The 20,379-nt window shown below is 69.6% G+C and carries 19 protein-coding genes and 1 tRNA gene; 9 read left to right on the forward strand and 11 right to left on the reverse strand.

Annotated features, from left to right (window positions below; translation table 11 throughout):
• Positions 1-38 precede the first annotated feature (38 nt).
• Positions 39-3,626 carry a hybrid sensor histidine kinase/response regulator gene (locus J7I44_RS03465; RefSeq protein ID WP_209615817.1) on the forward strand — a complete coding sequence of 1,196 codons (3,588 nt, stop codon included), beginning with the start codon at positions 39-41 and terminating at the stop codon, positions 3,624-3,626.
• 22 nt (positions 3,627-3,648) lie between these two features.
• Here the strand turns inward: J7I44_RS03465 and J7I44_RS03470 are convergent, their stop codons facing one another.
• The 6 genes from J7I44_RS03470 to ftsY form a co-directional block, all read right to left on the reverse strand.
• Positions 3,649-3,897 carry a hypothetical protein gene (locus tag J7I44_RS03470; RefSeq protein ID WP_209615820.1) on the reverse strand — a complete coding sequence of 83 codons (249 nt, stop codon included), beginning with the start codon at positions 3,895-3,897 and terminating at the stop codon, positions 3,649-3,651.
• 192 nt (positions 3,898-4,089) lie between these two features.
• Positions 4,090-4,165, reverse strand: a tRNA-Phe gene (locus J7I44_RS03475).
• Positions 4,166-4,234: 69 nt separating this feature from the next.
• A complete protein-coding gene (locus J7I44_RS03480) occupies positions 4,235-4,513 on the reverse strand; it encodes an oxidative damage protection protein (RefSeq protein ID WP_209615823.1) in 279 nt (92 codons plus the stop codon).
• 151 nt (positions 4,514-4,664) lie between these two features.
• Entirely contained in the window at positions 4,665-5,738 is a 1,074-nt protein-coding gene (gene mutY / locus J7I44_RS03485; protein WP_209615826.1) for an A/G-specific adenine glycosylase, read from the reverse strand.
• Positions 5,735-6,787 carry an AsmA family protein gene (locus tag J7I44_RS03490; protein WP_209615829.1) on the reverse strand — a complete coding sequence of 351 codons (1,053 nt, stop codon included), beginning with the start codon at positions 6,785-6,787 and terminating at the stop codon, positions 5,735-5,737. Before J7I44_RS03490 ends, mutY begins: the two co-directional genes overlap by 4 nt.
• Positions 6,788-6,793: 6 nt before the next feature.
• A complete protein-coding gene (gene ftsY / locus J7I44_RS03495) occupies positions 6,794-7,927 on the reverse strand; it encodes a signal recognition particle-docking protein FtsY (protein ID WP_209615832.1) in 1,134 nt (377 codons plus the stop codon).
• 160 nt (positions 7,928-8,087) lie between these two features.
• Between ftsY and rsmD the strand changes: the two genes are divergently transcribed.
• From rsmD to J7I44_RS03530, 7 genes are all read left to right on the forward strand, one after another.
• Positions 8,088-8,651 (forward strand): 16S rRNA (guanine(966)-N(2))-methyltransferase RsmD, encoded by a 564-nt coding sequence (rsmD, locus tag J7I44_RS03500; protein ID WP_209615835.1) that lies wholly within the window; start codon positions 8,088-8,090, stop codon positions 8,649-8,651.
• Positions 8,652-8,678: 27 nt separating this feature from the next.
• A complete protein-coding gene (coaD, locus tag J7I44_RS03505) occupies positions 8,679-9,179 on the forward strand; it encodes a pantetheine-phosphate adenylyltransferase (RefSeq protein WP_209615838.1) in 501 nt (166 codons plus the stop codon).
• A 77-nt stretch (positions 9,180-9,256) separates the two neighbouring features.
• Entirely contained in the window at positions 9,257-9,754 is a 498-nt protein-coding gene (locus tag J7I44_RS03510; RefSeq protein WP_209615841.1) for a hypothetical protein, read from the forward strand.
• 200 nt (positions 9,755-9,954) lie between these two features.
• Entirely contained in the window at positions 9,955-10,215 is a 261-nt protein-coding gene (locus J7I44_RS03515) for a YfhL family 4Fe-4S dicluster ferredoxin (protein ID WP_209615844.1), read from the forward strand.
• A complete protein-coding gene (gene ggt / locus J7I44_RS03520; protein WP_209615847.1) occupies positions 10,212-11,936 on the forward strand; it encodes a gamma-glutamyltransferase in 1,725 nt (574 codons plus the stop codon). The genes J7I44_RS03515 and ggt overlap by 4 nt, the downstream gene beginning before the upstream one ends.
• A 239-nt stretch (positions 11,937-12,175) precedes the next feature.
• Positions 12,176-13,039: an MBL fold metallo-hydrolase gene (locus tag J7I44_RS03525; RefSeq protein WP_209615850.1), complete on the forward strand. Its 864-nt coding sequence runs from the start codon at positions 12,176-12,178 to the stop codon at positions 13,037-13,039.
• Positions 13,036-14,085, forward strand: coding sequence for a TMEM43 family protein (locus tag J7I44_RS03530; protein WP_209615854.1), 1,050 nt, complete (start codon positions 13,036-13,038; stop codon positions 14,083-14,085). Before J7I44_RS03525 ends, J7I44_RS03530 begins: the two co-directional genes overlap by 4 nt.
• Positions 14,086-14,419: 334 nt before the next feature.
• On the opposite strand, the gene J7I44_RS03535 is transcribed toward J7I44_RS03530, so the two are convergent.
• The 5 genes from J7I44_RS03535 to J7I44_RS03555 all read right to left on the reverse strand — a co-directional run bounded on the left by J7I44_RS03535 (position 14,420) and on the right by J7I44_RS03555 (position 18,651).
• Positions 14,420-15,682, reverse strand: a complete 1,263-nt coding sequence (locus J7I44_RS03535; RefSeq protein ID WP_209615857.1) for an EAL and HDOD domain-containing protein — start codon at positions 15,680-15,682, stop codon at positions 14,420-14,422.
• 87 nt (positions 15,683-15,769) lie between these two features.
• A complete protein-coding gene (locus tag J7I44_RS03540; protein ID WP_209615860.1) occupies positions 15,770-16,219 on the reverse strand; it encodes a flagella synthesis protein FlgN in 450 nt (149 codons plus the stop codon).
• A gap of 9 nt (positions 16,220-16,228) precedes the next feature.
• The gene (gene flgM, locus J7I44_RS03545; RefSeq protein ID WP_209615861.1) at positions 16,229-16,555 is read right to left on the reverse strand and encodes a flagellar biosynthesis anti-sigma factor FlgM; all 327 of its coding nucleotides are present in this window, start codon (positions 16,553-16,555) and stop codon (positions 16,229-16,231) included.
• 99 nt (positions 16,556-16,654) lie between these two features.
• Positions 16,655-17,347 (reverse strand): flagellar basal body P-ring formation chaperone FlgA, encoded by a 693-nt coding sequence (gene flgA, locus J7I44_RS03550; protein WP_209615865.1) that lies wholly within the window; start codon positions 17,345-17,347, stop codon positions 16,655-16,657.
• Positions 17,347-18,651 (reverse strand): methyl-accepting chemotaxis protein, encoded by a 1,305-nt coding sequence (locus J7I44_RS03555; protein WP_209615869.1) that lies wholly within the window; start codon positions 18,649-18,651, stop codon positions 17,347-17,349. Before J7I44_RS03555 ends, flgA begins: the two co-directional genes overlap by 1 nt.
• A 685-nt stretch (positions 18,652-19,336) precedes the next feature.
• Here J7I44_RS03555 and J7I44_RS03560 point away from each other — a divergent pair.
• A complete protein-coding gene (locus J7I44_RS03560) occupies positions 19,337-20,266 on the forward strand; it encodes a chemotaxis protein (RefSeq protein WP_209615872.1) in 930 nt (309 codons plus the stop codon).
• Positions 20,267-20,379: the final 113 nt, after the last annotated feature.

The raw sequence follows: 20,379 nt of genomic DNA on the forward strand, positions 1-20,379 counted from the left end.
TGCGTCCGCGAAGGACTTCAGGCGTGTGGGGAAAACACATGATGTGCGCTTTGCTGCTGGGCGTTGGCTTGCTGCTGGGTGTGCCCGCGGCGGCCGCCAATGCGCCGGCCCCCGCTCCCGTTGCTGTCGAAGCGTCCCCGGACCGGGTCCTGCCGACTCCGCAGTTCCGCCGCTACGGCAGCGCCGATGGCCTGCCCAGCAGCCTGGTCTACACCGCCGTGCAGGCGCCGGACGGCACCATGTGGTTCGGCACCAAGAACGGCATTGCGCGTTTTGACGGTGTCGAGTTCCGCAATTTCCGCCACGTTTCCGGCGACCCCGATTCGCTCGCCGGCAACGGCATCTCCTCGCTGCTGATCGACAAACAGGGGCGGCTGTGGGCCGCCGGTCTGGACGCCGGCCTGAACCGGCTCAATGCCTCCACCGGCAGGTTCGAGCACTGGAAACACGACCCGGCCGATCCCGACAGCCTGGTGAGCGAGAAGGTGTGGGCGCTGGCGCAGACGGCCGACGGCCTGTGGGTGGGCACCCGCTTCGGGCTGGACCGCATGCGCCCGGACGGCAGCTTCGAGCACGTCGTCAACCCGCTGCTCGGCCCCGGGCCCGCCGACTTCGGCGAGGTGGCGACGCTCTACGTCGATCCGCGCCAGCGCCTGTGGGTCGGCAGCATCCACGGCATTTTCCGGCGCGACACGGACGGCAGCTGGCACCAGATATTGCCGGCCGACCCGGCACAGACGGTGGACGCCTGGCGCATCGACGGCAACGGCGAGGAGGTACGCATCGCCACCGTGCGCGGGTTGCTGGTGGTCGGGGCCGACGGCCGCGCGCACCGTTTCGCACGCGACGTGCTGCCCGACACCAACGTGATGGCGAGCACCCGCGATCAGTCCGGCCGGCTGTGGATCGGCACCCAGCGCGGCCTGTTCCTGCAGGAACGGCCGGACGGCCCGGTCCTTCCCGTGATGAACCGCCCGGTGCTCTACGGCAACCTGCCGGGCACCTGGGTGTGGCAGCTATTCGTCGATCGCGAAGGCGGCCTGTGGGTGACCACGCTCGATGGCGGCGTGGCCTACCTGGCGCCGGGCTGGTTCAGTTTCAGCCGCTACACGCACGTGCCGGACAATCCGGCGAGCCTGCGCGACTCGGTGGCCACGACCATGGCGCGCGGACGCGACGGCCGTCGCATCTGGGTCGGCGAGCGCGACGGGCGCGTGGATCGGCTCGACCCCTACACCGGCAAGGTCGAACATGTGCTCTCGGGCCTGCGCGGCGACGTGCTGGGCATGACCGAGGGCAATGGCGGCCGCCTGTGGGTCGCGGTGCAGGGCACGCTCTATCGCACGCAGGGTTCGCAGGCCGTCGCGGTCGACCCGGAAGGCCGGATGTTCCGTCGCCCGCTGGAAGTCGAGCCCGGCCCCGACCATCGCCTGTACGTTCGCACCTTCCGCGAGGGACTGTTCCGCGTCGATCCGGACACGCTCCAGGTGACCCGCGTGCCGATGCACCAGGCCGACGACAAGATGCTGTGGGGCGCCCAGATGACGCTCAACGACCGCGGCACCTTTTACTACGCCAGCGAAGGCGGGCTGATGCAGCTGGACGCCACGCACAGCTTCTTCGAGCCGGTGCCCGGCGGGCCCACCGGCATCTCGGTGGAGGCCTTCAGTTTTTCCACCGACGGTTTGTGGCTGGCCACGCCCGACGGGCTGGAACAGTACCGCTACCGCGACGACGGCCTGGCGCTGGTGCGCCACGTGGACATGGCGCACGGCTGGCCCTCGGTCGGCGTGGTCGACATGCGCGTGGATGCGCGCGGGCGGGTGTGGATCTTCGGCACCGATGGCCTGTGGCGCTTCGATCCGGATACCGGCCGCTTCCGCTCGTTCGGCCTGCAGGACGGCCTGAGCAACACCGAGTTCTCGCGCGGCTTCGCGCTGATGCCCGATGGCAATCTGTACGCCCCCACGCTCGGCGGCGTAGTTGCCTTCAACCCCGACCGCGTGTGCGAGCAGGCCACCGTGCCGCAACTGGCGCTGACCCGTGTGCGGGTGCGCCGCCACGGCGTGCTGGTGGATCTGCCGCTGGGCCCCGGTCCGATCGAGGTGGACTGGCGCGACCGTGAGTTGGGCGTCGAGGCGCGCGTGTTCTCCTATGTCGACCCCTCGGCCAACCATTACCGCTTTCGGCTTGATGGGCTGGACAACAGCTGGGTGGACGTCGACAGCCGGGGCCAGCGCGACTTCGCCGGGCTGGGCGCAGGTGACTACACCTTGCGCGTGATGGCGGTCGGCGCCGGTGGCGCCTGGGCGCACCTGGCCGCGCCGCTGCGCATCCATGTCGAAGCGCCACCGTGGGCACGCTGGTGGGCCTGGCTGACCTACGCCATCACCCTGGTGCTGGTCGTATGGACCGCGCTGCGGTTCTGGCGCCGGCGCATCGCGCAACGCCACCGCATCGCGATGTCCGAGCAGCAGCGCTGCCTGGCCGAGGAGGCCAGCGCCGCCAAGACCCAGTTCCTGGCCACCCTGAGCCACGAGATACGCACGCCGATGACCGGCGTGATGGGCATGGCCGAGCTGCTGCTGACCACGTCGCTCAAGCCCGAGCAGCGCGAGTACACCCTGGCCATGCAGCGCTCCGGCGGCATGCTGCTCAAGCTGCTCAACGACGCGCTGGACCTTGCGCGCATCGAGGCTGGCCGGCTCGATCTGGAATGCGCGCCGTTCGACCCGCGCCAGCTCGTCGACGACGTGGCGCAACTGCAATTGGGCCACGCGCAGGCCAAGCGCCTGTCGCTCACCGTGGACCTGGCCGACGACCTGCCGCCGAAGGTGGTCGGCGATGCGGTGCGTATCAAGCAGGTACTGCTCAACCTCACCCACAACGCGCTGAAGTTCACCGAATACGGCAGCGTGAAACTGTGCGTGCAGCGCTACACCGATGGCCTGGTCTTCAGCATCGCCGACACCGGCCCGGGCATCCCCGAATCGGCGCAGGCGCGGCTGTTCCAGCGCTTCGAGCAGGTCGATGGCCCGCAACGGCGCGCCGGCAGCGGCCTGGGACTGGCGATCTGCCGCGAGCTGGTCGGCATGATGGGCGGCGACATCGAACTGGAATCGCGCCTGGCCCAGGGCACGACCTTCCGCGTGTGTCTGCCGCTGCAGCCGCCCGCGGGCGGCGTCGGTGCGACCGTTGTGGCCTCCGCGCCGATCGGCCGCTCGTTGCATGTGCTGCTGGTCGAGGACGACGCGATCGTCGCGGCGGTGATCCGCGGCCAGCTCGAACGCCAGCATCACCGCGTCTGCTACGTCGCCAACGGCCTGGGCGCGCTGGCCGAACTGGATCAGTCGCGCTTCGATGCGATGCTGCTGGACCTGGACCTTCCCGGCGTGGATGGGTTCCAGGTCGCCCGCCTGATCCGCCAGCGCGAGGAGGCCGGCCGGCGCACCCCGATCATCGCCATCACCGCACGCTCCGGCGGCAGCGAGGAAGCGCAAGCGTACGAAGCGGGAATGGATGCGTTCCTGCGCAAGCCCTTCAGTGGCGAGGAGCTCGCCGAGCTGTTCGTGGCACTCGTGCCCGAACCGGCCATGCCCGCGGGCGAGGTGGTGGATCCGGCCTGAGCGCGCGCCGGCACGTCGGCGCTCAGCTCAGCAGGAGCAACCGATGGGCGTCATTGACCTGTTCGAGCGTGGCATAGCAGTGCGCCATGACACACGCGCCTGTCCATTCCGGCGCCACGCTCGTCGCGGAGGTCATCGTCATCGGATGATAAAGCTCGCCCTCGACGCTCAACGTGGGCGGGAAGGAGAGGGCCGCATCCGTGACCTTACTGACGATCTTTCCGTGATGGCTTCCGCCGGCCAGCAGGCATTTCCAGGTGCGGTGGTTCACGAGGCCGACTCCTTTGCGTCAGCCGGGCAAGATCGGTCTAAAACCGTGAAGGACAAGTGAAAGCGGAGACGGCTGCACCAGGACAATCAAGGCAAAGCCGGCACGTTTCTGAACGGGCCTTCGAGCGGCAACGAGGTCCGTCCCGCGGGCAAAAGAAAAGGGCCTGCATATCTGCAGGCCCTTCGGGACACCTGGTGGCCGGGGACGGAATCGAACCGCCGACACGGGGATTTTCAATCCCCTGCTCTACCAACTGAGCTACCCGGCCGGGAAGACGTCAGCACACTTGAATGCGTGCTATGCGAGCCGCGCATTAAACAGTGTGCGGGGGCTTGCGTCAAGGCTCGTCGGGGGCGACGTAGCCGGCCGGTTGGGTAACCTCGCCGCCGCCGAAGAAGTATTTTTCCATCTCACCGGCGAGGAACTGGCGGGTCTTCGCTTCCAGCGGGTTGAGGCGGTATTCGTTGATCAGCATGGTCTGGTGGCCGAGCCATTGTTGCCACGCCTGTCTGGAGACCTGTTCGTAGACGCGCTGGCCGAGCGGGCCGGGCCAGGGGGCGAAGTCGAGGCCTTCGGCGTCGATGTCGAGCTTGGCGCAGTGGACGGTGCGGGGCATGGCGGATTTCCAGTGTTACCCGGGATGCCGTTCGCGCTGAGCGTCGCTTGCGCCAGCAAGCGGAGTCGAAGCGTGGCGCGATGTGGCGACAGTCCTTCGACTTGGGCCTGCGGCCCGCGCTCAGGACGAACGGCTGTGGGGCGGTTGTGGTTCAGGACGAAAGGCGTGGTTCGTGGGCCAGTGCTTCGAGCAAGGTACGCACGGGGGCGGGCAGGCCGAGCTTCGGCCATTCGTCGCGGGCGTACCAGCGCGGCGACGCATTATCGGCGATGGAGGGATGGCCTGTCGCGCCCTCGAACAGCAGCGGCTCGACCTGCAGCCGGTAATGGCTGAAGACGTGGACGAAAGGCGTGAGCGGTTGCGCGTCGTCCAGTTGCGCGTGCGTCTGCGCCAGGCGCCAGGCCGTGTCGTGATCGGGTGCCTCGGGCAGGCTCCACAGGCCCGACCACACGCCGCTCGGGCCGCGCCGCTCCAGCAGCACGCGGCCCTGCGCATCGCGCAGCACGAGCATCGTGGTGCCGCGCGTGGGCAGCGTCTTGCCGGGCTTGGGCGTAGGCAGCTGCGCGGTACGCCCTTCGCGGTGCGCGACGCAGGCGTCGGCGAGCGGGCAGGCCAGGCACAGCGGGCGCGAGCGCACGCAGACGGTGGCGCCGAGATCCATGATCGCCTGGGTATAGTCGGCTACGCGCTCGTATGGCGTGTGCGCGTCGGCCCGTTCCCACAACTGTTTTTCGACCACGCTCGAGCCCGGGTGGCCTTCGATGCCGTGGTAGCGGGTGAGCACGCGCTTGACGTTGCCGTCGAGTATCGGCAAGCGCAGGCCGTGCGCCTGGGCGAGGATCGCACCGGCGGTCGAGCGGCCGATGCCCGGCAGTGCGGCGAGCGCGTCGAAGTCGCGCGGCAGCTCGCCGCCGTGTCGCTCCACGCACAGTTGCGCGGCGCGATGCAGGAAGCGTGCGCGGCGGTAGTAGCCCAGGCCCGACCACAACGCGAGCACGCGGTCTTCGTCGGCCGCGCCGAGCTCGCGCAACGTCCGCAGGGCCTCGGTGAAACGCTGGAAATAGGGGATGACCGTGGCGACCTGCGTCTGCTGCAGCATCACTTCGGACAGCCATACGCGGTAGGCGTCGCGCCGCCCATCCGGCGTGGCAGCCTGCCAGGGGAGGTCGTGGCGCCCGTGGCGGTCGAACCAGGGCAGCAGGTCGGCGGCGAGGGTCGAATTCATCGGCCGTCGCTGGCCGTTGTGGCGGGTGAGCTGGTACTGGACGCGGGGGCGGGCGTCAATGTCATCTGCAGGCCCTCGACGTGCACGCCGGCCACGTCCAGCGTGGCCGCATCCACGCTTCCGCTGCCGGGAGGCACGCCCAGCCGTGGACCTTCCTCGTCGCCGATGTGCGACCACCATCGCGCCACGCCCAGCGGCGGCAGGCGCAGGTCCAGGTGGTTGCCCGGACCGTCCAGCTTGAGCGCGAGCAGCAGTGGGTCGCTCTGGTTGGCGGGACTGAGCTGCAGCGAGATGTCGTAGCGACCGGCGTCGGCATGGTCGAGCGAGCCGGCGAGCGTGGCTGCGGCATCGGCGGCACCGTGCCAGTGCGCCTCGCCGGTCAGGCGCATCGCCAGCACGACACCGCGGGTGAAGTTCAGGTCGATGTCGTTGAGCTGCAGCGCGTTGCCCTGGATGCGCGGGGTGGCGGTCAGGCGCAGCTGCATCGGCGTGCCGCCGGCGTCCTTGGCGGAGATCACCAACGGGAACGGCTGGCCGGAAAGCAGGTTGCCGGCGTCGAGCGAGAAATCGCGCAGCAGCAGCTTGTTGCCGCTGACGATGGTGCCGCGGGCGATGCGCACGCCGGTGTCGATACGCGGGATATTGGGAGCGCCGTTGCCGCCCGAAGGCAGGCTGGAAAGCCAGGCCTGCAGGGCGTCCAGGTCCACGCGTGGCGCGTCGATCTCCAGTCGGGAGATGACCGTCGGGCCGCCGAACAGCGTGCTCCAGGGCAACGCCAGGCGGCCGTTGGCGGCCAGCAGGATCGGCATGGTCGCGCCCTGCGCGGTAAGCGTGAGCCCCTCCAGTTCCAGCGCCGGGCGCGGGAACAGGGTGGGGCTGGCGGGGCTGGCCAGGCTGAGCTCGAGGCCTGCCTGGCGCGCCTGCTCCTGCAGCATTGCGGTGAAGCGCTCCGGCTGCAGCAGCAGGTAGACAGTGACCAGCAACGCGACCAGCCCGGCGACCAGGACGCCGGCCAGGCCCAGCAGCGCGATGCGCAGCCGTCGCGACATCGCCGCTCAGGTCCGCGCCAGCGTGGCCGGCAGCAGGCCGTCGACGAAGGCGCGCGCGTCGAACTGGCGCAGGTCGGTGGCGCTCTCGCCCAGGCCGACGAAGCGGATCGGCAGGCCGAACTCGCGCGCCAGCGCGAACACCACGCCGCCCTTGGCGGTGCCATCGAGCTTGGTCACGACCAGGCCGGTCACGCCCACGATCTGCTGGAACTGGCGCAACTGGCTGATCGCGTTCTGGCCGGTGGTGCCGTCGATCACCATCAGCACTTCGTGCGGCGCGTCGGCGTCGATCTTCTTGAGCACGCGGGCGATCTTGGACAGTTCGTCCATCAAGCCGCCCTGCGTGTGCAGGCGGCCGGCAGTGTCGGCGACCAGCACGTCGGCGTTGCGCGAGCGAGCGGCCTGCAGCGCATCGAAGATCACGCTGGCCGCGTCCGCATCCTGGCCCTGCGCGATCACCGGCACGTTGTTGCGCTCGCCCCAGGTCTTCAGCTGCGCCACCGCGGCAGCGCGGAAGGTGTCACCGGCGGCGAGCAGCACCTGGCGGCCCTCGTCGCGCCAGCGGCGCGCGAGCTTGCCGATCGTGGTGGTCTTGCCCACGCCGTTGATGCCCACGGTGAGTACGACGAACGGCTTGTGGCCGCCGATGTCCAGCGGCTGCTGCACCGGCACCAGCATCGCCACCAGCGCCTCGCGCAGCGCAGCCAGCAGCGCGTCCGCGTCGGCGAATTCGCGTTTGTGCATGCGCTTGCGCAGGCCCTCGACCAGCGTGGTGCTGGCTTCCACGCCCACGTCGGCGGTGATCAGCAGGGTTTCGAGTTCGTCGAGCAGGTCGTCGTCGAGCTTGGGGTGGCGCACGAACAGCGAACTGAGGCCCTTGGCGAAGCCGCTGCCGGCGAGACGTTCGCGCCAGCTGCGCCTGGCGGGTGCGGATTCGGCCTCGGTCGCGGGGGGCGGCGGCTCGTCGACGACGGCCGGCTCATCGGGGGCAAGTTCGGCGCGCGCCTCGTCCAGCACCGGGCTGGCGTTGTCCAGCGCGGTCGCGTCCGCGGCGTGCGCGTCGCCCGGCGGCGTCTGCCCCTGCTCGGCCGGCTGCTCCGAAGTCGTTTCGGTGGGTTTCTTCTTCCAGAATTTGAGCATTGCGGCGGCGTTTCCAAGACAATGCGCGGATGCTATCACCCGCTACCAGACTGGCCGCTGAGGGCCGTTCGTACCTGCGCCTTGCATGGGAACGACGGATTGCGGCTTGCGCAAAGATGGCGGTCGCGCACGGGGTACGCTCCCACGAGGGGATGTCGAAGTGACCGGTCGCATCCGCATCATTGGGGGCAGCCTTCGGAATTCGCGGCTGGACGTGCCCGACCTGCCCGGGCTGCGGCCGACGCCGGAGCGTGTGCGCGAGACGCTGTTCAACTGGCTCGCGCCGGTGATCGCCGGCGTGCAGGCGCTGGACCTGTGCGCCGGGACCGGCGCACTGGGCATCGAGGCGCTGTCGCGTGGTGCCGGTGCGGTCCGCTTCGTCGAACGAGACGCGCTCGCGGCCAAGGCCTTGCGTGACAACCTCGCACGGCTGAAGGTCGAGGGCGCGGTGACCGCCGCCGATGCGGCGGCATACCTGGACGGCGCGGCAACGCCCTTCGGACTGGTGTTCCTGGATCCGCCCTTCGCCGCGGACCTGTGGCCGGTGCTCGCGCAGCGGCTGGAGCAGGGCGGCTGGCTCACGCCGACGGCCTGGATCTATGTCGAGTCGCCGCGTGACCGGGTGCCGGCACTGCCGATCAACTGGTCGCTGCATCGTGAGGGAAAGGCGGGCGAAGTGCGCCATGCGCTCTATCGCCGCTGCACGGCGCTTCCGTTAAGCTAGCCGCCACTTTTGCGCTGCAGCCCCCACGTGAACAAAGCCTCGGTGAACAAGCGCCTGGCCGTGTATCCCGGCACCTTCGACCCGATCACCAACGGCCATGCCGACCTGGTGTCACGCGCCGCGCCGCTGTTCGAGCGGGTGGTGGTGGCGGTGGCCGAAAGTTCCGGCAAAGGCCCGGGCTTCAGCCTGGACGAGCGCATCACGCTGGCTCGTCTGGCCCTGGCCGACCTTCCCAACGTGGAGGTGCGCGGCTTCAACAGCCTGCTGGCCGACTTCGTCACCGACATGGGCGCGGGCGTGATCATCCGCGGCCTACGCGCGGTGTCGGACTTCGAATACGAGTTCCAGCTGGCGAGCATGAACCGCCACCTGATCCCGCAGGCGGAAACGCTGTTCCTCACCCCGGCGGAGCAGTACAGCTTCATTTCCTCCTCGCTGGTGCGCGAGATCGGTCGCCTTGGCGGCGATATCTCCAGTTTCGTGCATCCGGCAGTGCAACAGGCCATGCGGCAGCGCTGGCGCAAATGAGGATGCCCTGATCCATTCGATGCAGCCTGCGTAGAATGGAAGCGGCCATCCTCCAATCCATTCACAGGGAGACACCCATGCGTAAGTTCCTGATCGCCGCAACCTTCGCCCTGGCCGGCAGCCTGGCGCTGTCCGCCTGCAACAAGCAGGACGACAGCCAGCAGACCACCCAGCAGGCCGCCGCGCCCAAGCCGACCAACCCGAACGACGCGCAGGCCTGGAACGCGTACCTGGGCCAGATCGTGCAGAACAACATGCAGGGCATGACCGCCGAGCGCCCGTACGCCTACCTGGTGCCGGCCGGCGACGACGAGGATGCCAAGGCCAAGTACGACCGCCAGCTGAGCAACGTGCAGGACGTCATCGCCCGCGGCGTGCTGCCGGGCAACCTGCTGGCCTTCGCCGGCCCGAACTCGGCCAAGACCGCCGACTTCGTGACCGCCGCCTTCGCGGGTGCCAAGCCGGGCTCGTTCAAGGACGTGATCGTGCTTTTCATCGGCGATGAGGCCGACAAGGATCGCGTGACGACCGCGCTGCAGCCGACCGGTGCGACCGTGCGTTTCGTGGCGATGTAAGCCACGCTCAACGCGCCCGATGCGCCCGCGATGCCACAAGGCGTCGCGGGCGTTTTCGTTTGCGGGCCACGCAGGGCGGGCTTGAGCGCACCACCCCGCGCCGGCCGTGGCACTCTCAAGGTGGGCTGAAGCCCACCTTGAGAGTGCCGTGGAATGGAGCGGCCGGGTAAGGATGGCCGCGCCGCGCTACCATTGAGGCCATGTCCCTGAAGATTCTCGACACCTGCGTCAACTGCGACGTCTGCGAGCCCGCGTGCCCCAACAAGGCCATATCGATGGGCGAGGACTATTACGTCATCGACCCGGCCCTGTGCACCGAATGCGTGGGCCACCATGACGAGCCGCAGTGCATGGTGGTCTGTCCGGTCGAATGCATCATCCTCGACCCCGGCCACGCCGAGACGCGCGAGCAACTCGAACTGAAATACCGCCAGTTGATGGCCAAGGAGACCACGGCATGAGTCTGTCCCTGCGTTGGCGAGCCCTGTTGCTGAGCCTGTTGCTGACCAGTACCGCCGCCTTCGCAACGGACCCGCCGGCCCAGGCGAAACCCGTCGCTCCCGCCACCACGGCAGCACCGAAACCCGGTCATGCGGCGATCGCCAGCGCCAACTTCCTGGCCACCAACGCCGGCCTGGACGTGCTGGCCAGGGGCGGCAACGCGTTCGACGCGGCAGTGGCGGTGGCCTCGACGCTGTCGGTGGTCGAGCCGGAGAGTTCCGGGCTGGGCGGCGGTTTCATGGCCGTGCTGCGACGCGCCTCGGATGGGCGCGAGGTGTTCATCGACGCACGCGAGGTAGCGCCGGCAGCGGTCGATGCGAAGGATTACCTCAACGCCGATGGCTCGCCCAACCGCGACGCGGCGCTGAACGGTCCGCTTTCGGCCGGCATTCCGGGCGAACCGGCGGGCCTGGCCTGGCTCTCCCGGCATTACGGCAAGCTCCCGCTGTCGGCCTCGCTGGCGCCGGCGATCCGCACCGCGCGCGACGGCTTCCAGCCCGACAGCCGCCTGCGCAACGCGATCGCCGAGCGTGCGGACGACCTGAAGCGCTGGCCCGCTTCCGAAGCGAAATATTTCGTCGACGGCAAGCCGCCCGTCGAAGGCAGGCTCTGGCACGATCCGGACCAGGCCCGCACGCTCGAGATCCTCGCCAAAGAAGGCCGCGACGGCTTCTACCGGGGTGAGGTGGCCAGGAAGCTGGTGGCCGCCGTGCGCGCGGCCGGCGGCAACTGGACCGAGGCGGACCTGGCCGGCTACCAGGTCAAGGAGCGCGCGCCGATCAGCGTGGACTACCGCGGCTACCGCATCGTCACCGCGCCGCCGCCGTCCTCCGGTGGCGTGGCCATCGCCGAGATCCTCAACATCCTGCGCGGCGTGGACATGGACAAGCTCGACCGTGCCCATCGCGTGCATTACGTGGTCGAGGCGATGCGCCGCGCCTTTCGCGACCACAACGATTACCTGGGCGATCCGGACTTCGTGAAGATGCCGCTGGACATGCTGCTGTCGCCGTTCTACGCCGACGGCCTGCGCCAGAGCATCCTGCCGGACAAGGCCACGCCCTCCTCGATGCTGCCGCACACCGGCGCCTCCGATCCCGGTCCGCACACCACGCATTTCTCGATCATCGACAAGGACGGCAACATGATCGCCGTCACCTCGACGGTGAACTACACGCTCGGTTCCACCTTCGTCGCCGCCGGCACCGGCGTGCTGCTCAACGACGAGATGGACGACTTCGCGCTGGTGCCGGGCAAGCCCAACGTCTACGGCCTGCTCGGCAGCAAGGCGAACGCGCCGGTCGGGGGCAAGCGCATGCTTTCCTCGATGTCGCCCAGCCTGGTGATCGGCCAGGACCGCACCGCGGTAATCGGTTCGCCCGGCGGCTCGACCATCATCACCCAGGTGCTCGAAGGCATCCTCGCCTTCATCGATGGTAAGGACGCCGGCGCCATCGTGGCGCAGAAGCGCTACCACCACCAGTTCCTGCCCGACCGGGTGGACGTGGAACCGGGCGTGTTCGACCCGGCCACCGCGAAAGAGCTCCAGCGCATGGGCTACACGCTGCACCCGCGTGATCCTTGGGGCTTCATGAACGTGGTCACCTGGGACCACCGCAGCAATACGCTGCAGGCGGCCAGCGATCCGCGACGGCCTTCGGGCCTGGGCAAGGTGCAGTAGGCCGTACTTCCCCGCAAGGCTTCCCCCATCCGCCTGTCGGCACCTTCCCCCGTGCAACGGGGGAAGGCTCGGTGACCTCCCTCCCGCAAGGTCCGCGCCGCCGGTTCTTCCCGTGCCACGGACAAGGTGCCCGTCGGCGGATGGGTGCCTTTGCCTCGCGCCCCATCCTCGCCACCGGCAGACAGCAGTGCCCCCCCTGCGTAGAATCCGGGGAAGCATCCTTTGACGGGGGACGTGTCATGCAGCTGTGGTCCCTTGAGGGCAACACCCAGAAACTCGACGGCGGGGCGATGTTCGGCAATGCGCCGCGGGCCATGTGGGCGCGCTGGATCGAACCGGATGCGGAGAACCGCATCCCGCTGGCCTGCCGCTGCCTGCTGGTGAAGGACCTGGACGGCCGCAACGTGCTGTTCGAAACCGGCATCGGCGCGTTCTTCGAGCCGAAGCTGCGCGAGCGCTACGGCGTGGTCGAGGACCGCCACGTCCTGCTCGAGTCGCTGGCCGAAGCCGGCCTCTCGCACGAGGACATCGACGCGGTGGTCCTCTCCCACCTGCACTTCGACCACGCCGGCGGCCTGCTGGCGCCGTGGGCGGAAGGGCAGCCGCCGCGGCTGCTGTTTCCCAAGGCCATCTTCGTGGTCGGCGCCGAGCACTGGCGCCGCGCACAGTCGCCGCATCCGCGCGACCGCGCCTCGTTCATCCCCGAACTGGCCGGTCTGCTGGAATCCAGCGGCCGGCTGGAACGGGTCGAGGGGCCGCATTCGAAGGCGCTCGGCGAATCGGTGCGCTTCCACTTTTCCGATGGCCACACGCCCGGGCTGATGCTGTCCGAGGTCGGCGGCGTGGTGTTCTGCGCCGACCTGATCCCGGGCCGGCCCTGGGTGCACCTGCCGATCACCATGGGTTACGACCGCGCGCCGGAAACCCTGATCGACGAGAAACGCGGCTTCCTCGAAGACAAGCTCGCGCGCGGCGTGCGGCTGTTCTTCACCCATGACCACGCCTGCGCGGTGGCCAAAGTGACCCGCGATGACCGCGGCCGCTTCGGCACGACGGACGAACAGGCCCGGCTGCGTGGCCAGCCTGCCGGGGCGGTGGGGTGAGGCGCCACCTGCGGGTCGGCACGCGGGCCCTGCTGCTGCGCGGCATCGGCGCCGTGCTGTTGATTGCGGGTCTGGGACTGGCGGCGGTCACCGAACGCGGTCTGCTGGTGCATCACCTGGCCGCGGCGCGCCACGGCGGCGACGTGGTCCAGGCCGGCTCGCGCGGTCCGCAGCCGGGACAGCACGGCAGCATGGTGCTGGTCTCCGGTACGCCCGAAGTGACCGAGGCGCCGCACGACCCGGACTTCAATCTGACCGTATCCACGCCGGTGCTGAGCCGCCGTGTGGAGATGTTCCAGTGGCGCGAGGTACACGTCGGCGATGACGTGCACTACGAGCTGGACTGGTCCGACGACCTGCAAGACACCAGCCGGTTCGAGCAGCCGCGCGGGCACGCCAATCCGAAGGAGCTGCCGCTCAAGGGGCAACGCATCATGGCGGGCAAGGTCCGCGTAGGCGGCTTTGCGCTGGGGCCGCTGCTGGTGCGTGCGCTGCCCGGCACGGAGACGGTGGCGCCCGATCCGTCGCATCTGCCGGCCAACCTGGCCGCGAGCTTCAGCCTCTATCACGACTACCTGACTACCAGCGTCGACCCCGGCTCACCGCGGTTGGGCGACGTGCGGGTGAGCTGGCAGGCGGTGCCGGTGCAGCCGGTGACCATCTTCGCCCAACTGGATGGCGACCGACTGGTGCGCGCCAGCCAGGCGGATGACCAGGGTTACCAGGTGCAGGTGGGCGACCGCGCGCTCAGCGACGTGCTGCCGGACGTGCCCGAGCCGCCGGAGTTCACCGTGTTCCGCCGCCTCGGCGCGATCCTGCTGGCCGCGTTGGGTGCGTTCCTGCTGCTGTGGGAGCGCCGCCAGCGCGTCGGTGACGTGGCTCTGGCGCTGGGCGTCGGCGTGGCGGCCATCGGCGCGGTGTCGTGCGCTTCGTGGCTGGGCGGCGAGTGGGCACCCGTACTGAGCTGGCTAGCCGTGACGGTCGCCGGCGTGCTGGTGGTGGTCCTGCTGCACCGACGGATGTGGCGGTCGGACAGGGCGCACTGACGGGGCGCTCCGTGTTCGCGGGGAGCTCCAGCTGGCGCAGTGTGACATCCTGAGATCCTTCCCCGTTCACGGGGGAAGGTGCCCGCAGGGCAGATGGGGGAGGCCTCGCGAAAGGCTCACCCAGGCGCTCCGCTCAAGAGCGCCCCCATCCGCCTGTCGGCATCTTCCTTCGCGTTCGCGGGGGTGGGGGGAGGCTCGCAGGGAGGTGGCGTCGCGTCCGGGAACTTGCCCCGCGACGGCCGCTGCCGGTGACAGTCGACCAGCGAAAGGCCCGGGCCCTTACGGGAAAGGGCCCCGTTCGGGGCCCCGAGAAAGAAGAACGCCTCTGCGAGCCTTAAGCCGCCGCAGCCTGCGCTTTGTGATCGGCGAAGGCGTACACCTGGTCCGCCCATTGGGTCGCTTCCAGGTAGATGCCGGCCATGCGCTGGATCTGCTGGGGCTGGGCCTGGCCGCTCAACTGGCCGGCTTCCCAGGCATGGATCTGCTCCAGCAGCGGGCCGAACGGTCCGCGGTTGCCGACCAGCGCCTCACGGATCTCGGGCACCAGCGGCAGCTGTTCGAGCACGAACTCCATCGGCGCACACATCAGCGTGTCCAGCAGCGAGAACAGTCCGACGGTGAAGGCCATTTCCTTCTGCTGGCGCGGCATGTGCGACGCCAGCTGCTCGCACATGTGTGCGCGGATCAGCGCGGTGCGCAGCAGCTCCGGCGGGCGGTCGTCCATGCCGCCGAGCGACATGGTGTAGATCCAGTTGCGCATGCGCGTGACGCCGAAGAAGATCGCCGCCTGCTGCACCGACTTCAGCTGCTTGGGCAGGCCGAAGTAGGCCGAGTTGACGCAGCTCAGGAGCTTGTATGAAAGGATCGCGTCGTTGCGGATGATGTCGCCCAGCTCCACCGGGCCGGGGCTGTTTTCCTGCAGTTCGCGCATCAGGCGCAGCATCGACAGGCGGTTGGCCGAGAGCACCGGGACCTCCACCTGGTCGGGGATCAGCAGGTAACGGCCCTGGATCGCCTGCAGCGGAAGCTCCAGGCAGCGGTGGTAGGTAGCGTGGTCGTCGACGTGGCCGGCGATCACCCAGATGCCGCGCTCGTGCAACTGCTGCGCGCGCTCGCGCAGTTGCTCGGGCGACAGCGCGCGGGCGTCCAGCCGCACGAACTGCACGATCTGCAGCAGTGCCTCGAACGCGACCGAGCCATGCAGATCGGCCGCGCCGACGTCCAGCATCAACAGGCAGCCGCGCTGGGCCATCCTGTTGAGCCGCTCCATCAGTTCGGGGTCGTCGGCCATCGCCGGCTGCAGCACCACGCCGAAGCGCGGCTGATGCTGCAGTACGTCGGTCTGACCCAGCAGCAGTTCGCGCGAGAGGGTCAGGAAGGTGCGGTTGCCGCGCACCAGGCGGGTCAGCGCGCCATCGGCCAGGGTCGAGAGCACGCGCTGCATCAGTTCGTGCTCGTCGCCGGCGTGGCGGTGAAACATCACCTCGTAGGCGAACAGCTCGCGTTTCTGGTCCAGCATCGGCACCCGTACCACCGGCAGCGGGATGTCGCGGTTGCCGGCAAGGCGGGACTGGGCAGAAACGGCGGTATCGCTCATGGTCTTGATCTACTCGCGGGCTTGCCCGCCTGGGGTGGATCGCCACCGGCCTCGCGGCACGGTGTCCGTAAGACTTGACTCTCTGGGTCAGGCCGAAGCCAGGTGGTGCGAGCGCAAGGCCGTGCGCACTTCGCCACCGGGTCCGTACACGCTGCGCGCTTCGCCGCCCTGGCCGCTCAGCACGGCCAGCGCTTCACGCACCTGTGCCAGCCGCTGGCTGACCAGGCTGCCGTTGCGCTGGTTCATCTCGTGGCACCCACGCAGCAGGCCGAGCACCTCGCGCCAGCGCGGTTCGGTGCGCGCGGCTGCGGTCGGCTCCAGCTTGAGCATCTGCACCCGTTCGGCGTCCAGCTCTTCCAGTCGCTGCATCAGCGCCTGTTTCTGGCTCCCGGCGCGGTCCAGTGCGGCCGCATCGGCGGCGACCAGTGCTTCGCGCTCGGCGACCAGGGTGGCCGAAAGCTCGGTGGCGGCCCGGTGCAGGTCCTCCACCACCGCATCCAGCGCGGCTTCGAGCTCGTGGTGCAGCAGCTTGCCCATGACGTGCGGTTACGGCTTCGCCGGGCCGGCGATCTGCGCGTCGAGCGCGATCATCTTGTCGGCGATGGCGGCCGGATTGACTTGGTAGCTGCCGTCGGCGATCGCCTGGCGGATCTTCTCCACCCGCTTGGTGTCGATCGCGGACTGGCCGTCCACCCTGGCGGCATCCTGCAGCGCGCGCGCCGAGTCGGTCAGGCGGACGCTGTCGTCCTTGCCCGGCACGCTGGCGGGGGCGTCGGTCGCGGCGTTGTTGCTGCCGGCCGCGGCACCGTTGGCCTGGTTGCCGGGCGCCTGGGGCAGAAGCGGCAAGCCGTTGTTGGAAATGGTCGTGTTCATCGGTCCTTCTCGAGTCGGTTAGGGCCCTGTCCTTTGGGGAATCGGCCGGGCTGGAGAAAACTTTAGTGGTGTCGGGAACATCGGTTTTCGGCGACCGTTCTAAGGTAGCGCCACGACGACGCCGGGGCCGCGCACGATCGCGTCCACCACCCGGCCGGAGCTGGGGTTGCGCACCCGCAGACGGGCCCCCGCGTCGCCGCTGCCCAGGGCAATGCCCTCGGCGCGCACCGCGATGCCGCCCAGTTCGGCGACCAGCTGCACGTGGTCGCCCGCGCGGACCGTCTGCCGCCCGCCCAGTGCGCCGGGCGTGAGTACGCTGCCGGCGGCGACCGGGCGCGACAGGCTGCGCTCGGCCACCTGGTCCAGGCCGCCGATGTAGCCGTAGGGCAGGCGGGTGACGTCGCGCTCCTCGATGCGCACGTCGGCCGCCACGATGCCGTCGCCGCGGATCAGCGGCCGGTTGGCGACCAGCACCTGGCGCCAGACCTTCAGCGTGACCGGCACGCGCAGGCTCCAGCCATCGGCGGTCGGGCAACGCATCAATACGCTCAGCCGCGGCGTCGTGCGCAACCCGCCAGGCAGGCTGGCGGTCAGCGGCACGGCGCAGTCGGCGATGTGCAGGCGCGGGTCCAGCGCCTCGGATTTCACCTCGACGCGGCTCCCCGGCGCGGCGTACTGCTGTTCGACGAACCGCTCGGCCTGGGCGCGCAAATCCGCTTCCGCCAGCGGCGCGGCGAGGGCCGGCAGCGGCAGCAACAGCGCGAGCAGCAGGCCGCGGCGCGCCAGGGCCATCAGGCCTCCGCCAGCAGGGCGGCGAGCTGGGTGACCAGTGCCTCGCGCTCGGATTCCAGCCGCTGGCTGAGCTGCTGAGCCTGTTCGACCTGGCCGTTGCAGAGCAGGCCGACAAAGGCATTGCCGTGCTCGGACAGGCGTGCGCCGGCCTCGCTGAGCGCGCTGGCGGCGGGGTGATCCGGATGCTGTGCGGCCAGACGGCGTACCGTGCGGTCCAGCGCCTCGGTATCGAACCAGCGCCGGTCCAGCGCGCCCGGTTCGAGCAACGCCAGCTCGGTCGCCTGGCGGATGCCCTGGGCCGATTCGCGCACCGCCAGGCTCAGGCTGGCCGGGTCGTTGCCCGCCTCCTGCTCCAGCCAGCCCAGCGCAAGGCGGTGAGCGAGCAGGGCGGCACGGCTGAGCGACTCGCTCTGCCGGCGCGCCTCGGTGCTGCGCCGCTGCAGCGCGCCGAGCGCGGCCTGCGCGGCGGCCGCACGGGCCTGCTGCACGTCCTGTCCCTGGCGCAGTTGGGCGATCTTTTCGCTGGCACTGGCAAGCGCCTCGGCGCTCTTGCCCATCGCGCCGTTGGCCTGGCTGACGCCGGACTGGGCATGCTCCAGGCGCTTCATGCCCTGCTGCACGTCGACGTCCAGTTGCCGGGAGAAATCGCCGATGGAGCCGGTGACCGTCTCGATCTCGGTGGTGGCCTGGGTGGTTTTCTCGGCCAATTGCTTGACCTCGTCGGCGACCACCGCGAAACCACGACCCGCCTCGCCCGCGCGGGCCGCCTCAATCGCCGCGTTCAGCGCGACCAGGTTGGTCTGGTGGGCGATTTCCTGCACGACACCGGTGAGTTTGCGGATCTGCTCGACTTGCTCGGCCAGGCGGGACTGGTTGCGGTTCATCGCCGAAAGCGCGCTGCGCAGCAAGCGCAGTTGGCCATCGAGCTCGCTCACGCCGGTGCTGCCGGTCTGGCGGGCCTGTTCGACTTGCGCCAAGCCATTGGCGACCTGCTGCAAGGCCGTCGAGATTCCGGCACTGGCGTCCGTCAAGCGGCCGACGCCGTCGCGGCTTTCCTGGGTGGCCTTGTCCAGCGAGGACTGCTCACGCCCCAGCAGTTGCGCGGCGGCGAGCACCAGGCCTTGCTGTTCCAGGGTCTGCAGCGCCAGCACCGACGGCTGGCCGGCGTCCAGGCGGGCCAGTAGCGGCGCCAGTGCGCGGGCGACCGCGGGATGCTGGTTGGACAGCTGTACGAGGCGGGCCTCGTCGCCAGCGGCGGCCGCTTGGACCAGCGCGGCCAGGGACTGGCTACGGATCAGGCTCATGGGGATTGCGGTTCCTGCGGATGAATGTTCAGGACATCGTCTGGATGCGTCGAAACTTGAACAAGCAACGCCTGTGCCACCCCTGGCTCGCCTTTCCCCGTTCACGGCGGAAGCTGCCCGGAGGGCGGATGGGGGAAGGCTTGCGGGGAGCCCGCCCGGGCATCGCGCCCAAGAGCGCCCCCATCCGCCTGTCGGCACCTTCCCCCGCGTTCGCGGGGGAAGGCTCGGGGTGGCGACCCGCGGCTCTGGTCCTTCCCCTCCGCGTTCGCGAGGGAAAGCTCGGGGTGGCGGCCTGCGGCACTGGTCCTTCCCCTCCGCGTTCGCGAGGGAAGGCTCGGGGTGGCGGCCTGCGGCACTGGTCCTTCCCCCGCGTTCGCGAGGGAAGGCTCGGGAAGGTGCCCGGAGGGCGGATGGGGGAAGGCTTGCGGGGAGCCCGCCCGGGCATCGCGCCCAAGAGCGCCCCCATCCGCCTGTCGGCACCTTCCCCCGCGTTCGCGGGGGAAGGCTCGGGGAGGCGACCCGCGGCTCTGCTCTTTCCCTCCGCGTTCGCGAGGGAAGGCCCGGCGGTGGGATTCCGTCCTTTGGCCTTTTGCGGTGAACGCTCGCGAGTGCGGGCCGGCACCTCAAGCACACGGATGGGCGGCCGATACGCGGGGGCTAGTCCTTAACTTTGCTGGAGAACTGCATGGCCGGCGCGCTGCTGGAAAACGTCGAACGCCAGACCCGCCTGGCCGGGCACAACCGCGTGGCGATGCTGCTGTTCCGCCTGGGCGATGAGCAGCTGTTCGGCATCAACGTGTTCAAGGTGCGCGAGGTGCTGCGCCGTCCGCCGCTGGAACGGATGCCCGGCGCGCACGCGCTGATTGCCGGCAGCTGCGACTACCGCGGGCAGACGATCCCGGTGATCGACCTGGCCGCGGCCCTGGGTTACCCGGCGCTGATCGAGGAGCCGTCGGCGCATCTGATGGTCACCGAGTTCAGCCGCACGGTGCAGGGCTTCCTGGTCTCGGACCTGAAGAACATGGTCCATTGCGAGGGCGAATCGCTGGTCGCCCCCAGCGCCGCGCTGGGCTTCGGCCCGCGCGTCAACGCAGTAACCCGGATCAACGGCGCGCTGGTGGCGGTGGTCGACGTGGAGCACGTGCTGGCGAGCATCGATGGTGCGCCGGGCGAGCTCTCCACCCAGATGCAGCGCGCCGCCGGCGCCCACACGCTGCGCCCGCGCCGCGTGCTGGTAGCGGACGATTCGGTGGTCGCGCGGCGCCGGCTGATCAGCATCTTCCAGCAGATGAACATCGAGTGCGTGGTGGCGCAGGACGGCCGCGAGGCGCTCGACCGCCTGAACGCACTGGCCGATGGCGACCCGGAAGAGGGCGTCAACCTGGTGGTCTCCGATATCGAGATGCCGCGACTGGACGGTTACGCGCTGACCCGCGCGATCCGTGAGACGCCTACGCTGCGGCGCCTCAAGGTCGTGCTGCACAGCTCGCTGAGCGGGCTGTTCAACGAGGCGATGGTGCGCGAGGTCAACGCCGACCGCTTCATCGCCAAGTTCCAGCCGGACCTGCTGGCGCAGGCGGTGATCGACCTGCTGCCGGAAGAGGGCGAAGGCTGACTCCACCTGTAGGAGCGCCCTCGGGCGCGACCGCCGTGCGTCCAGGTCGCGCCCAAGGGCGCTCCTACAAGGTCATCGGGTGGGTGTCGGAAATCCGACTCTGCCCGTAACCG

This window comes from Frateuria flava, assembly GCF_017837635.1.
Classification (GTDB): Bacteria; Pseudomonadota; Gammaproteobacteria; order Xanthomonadales; family Rhodanobacteraceae; genus Frateuria_A; species Frateuria_A flava.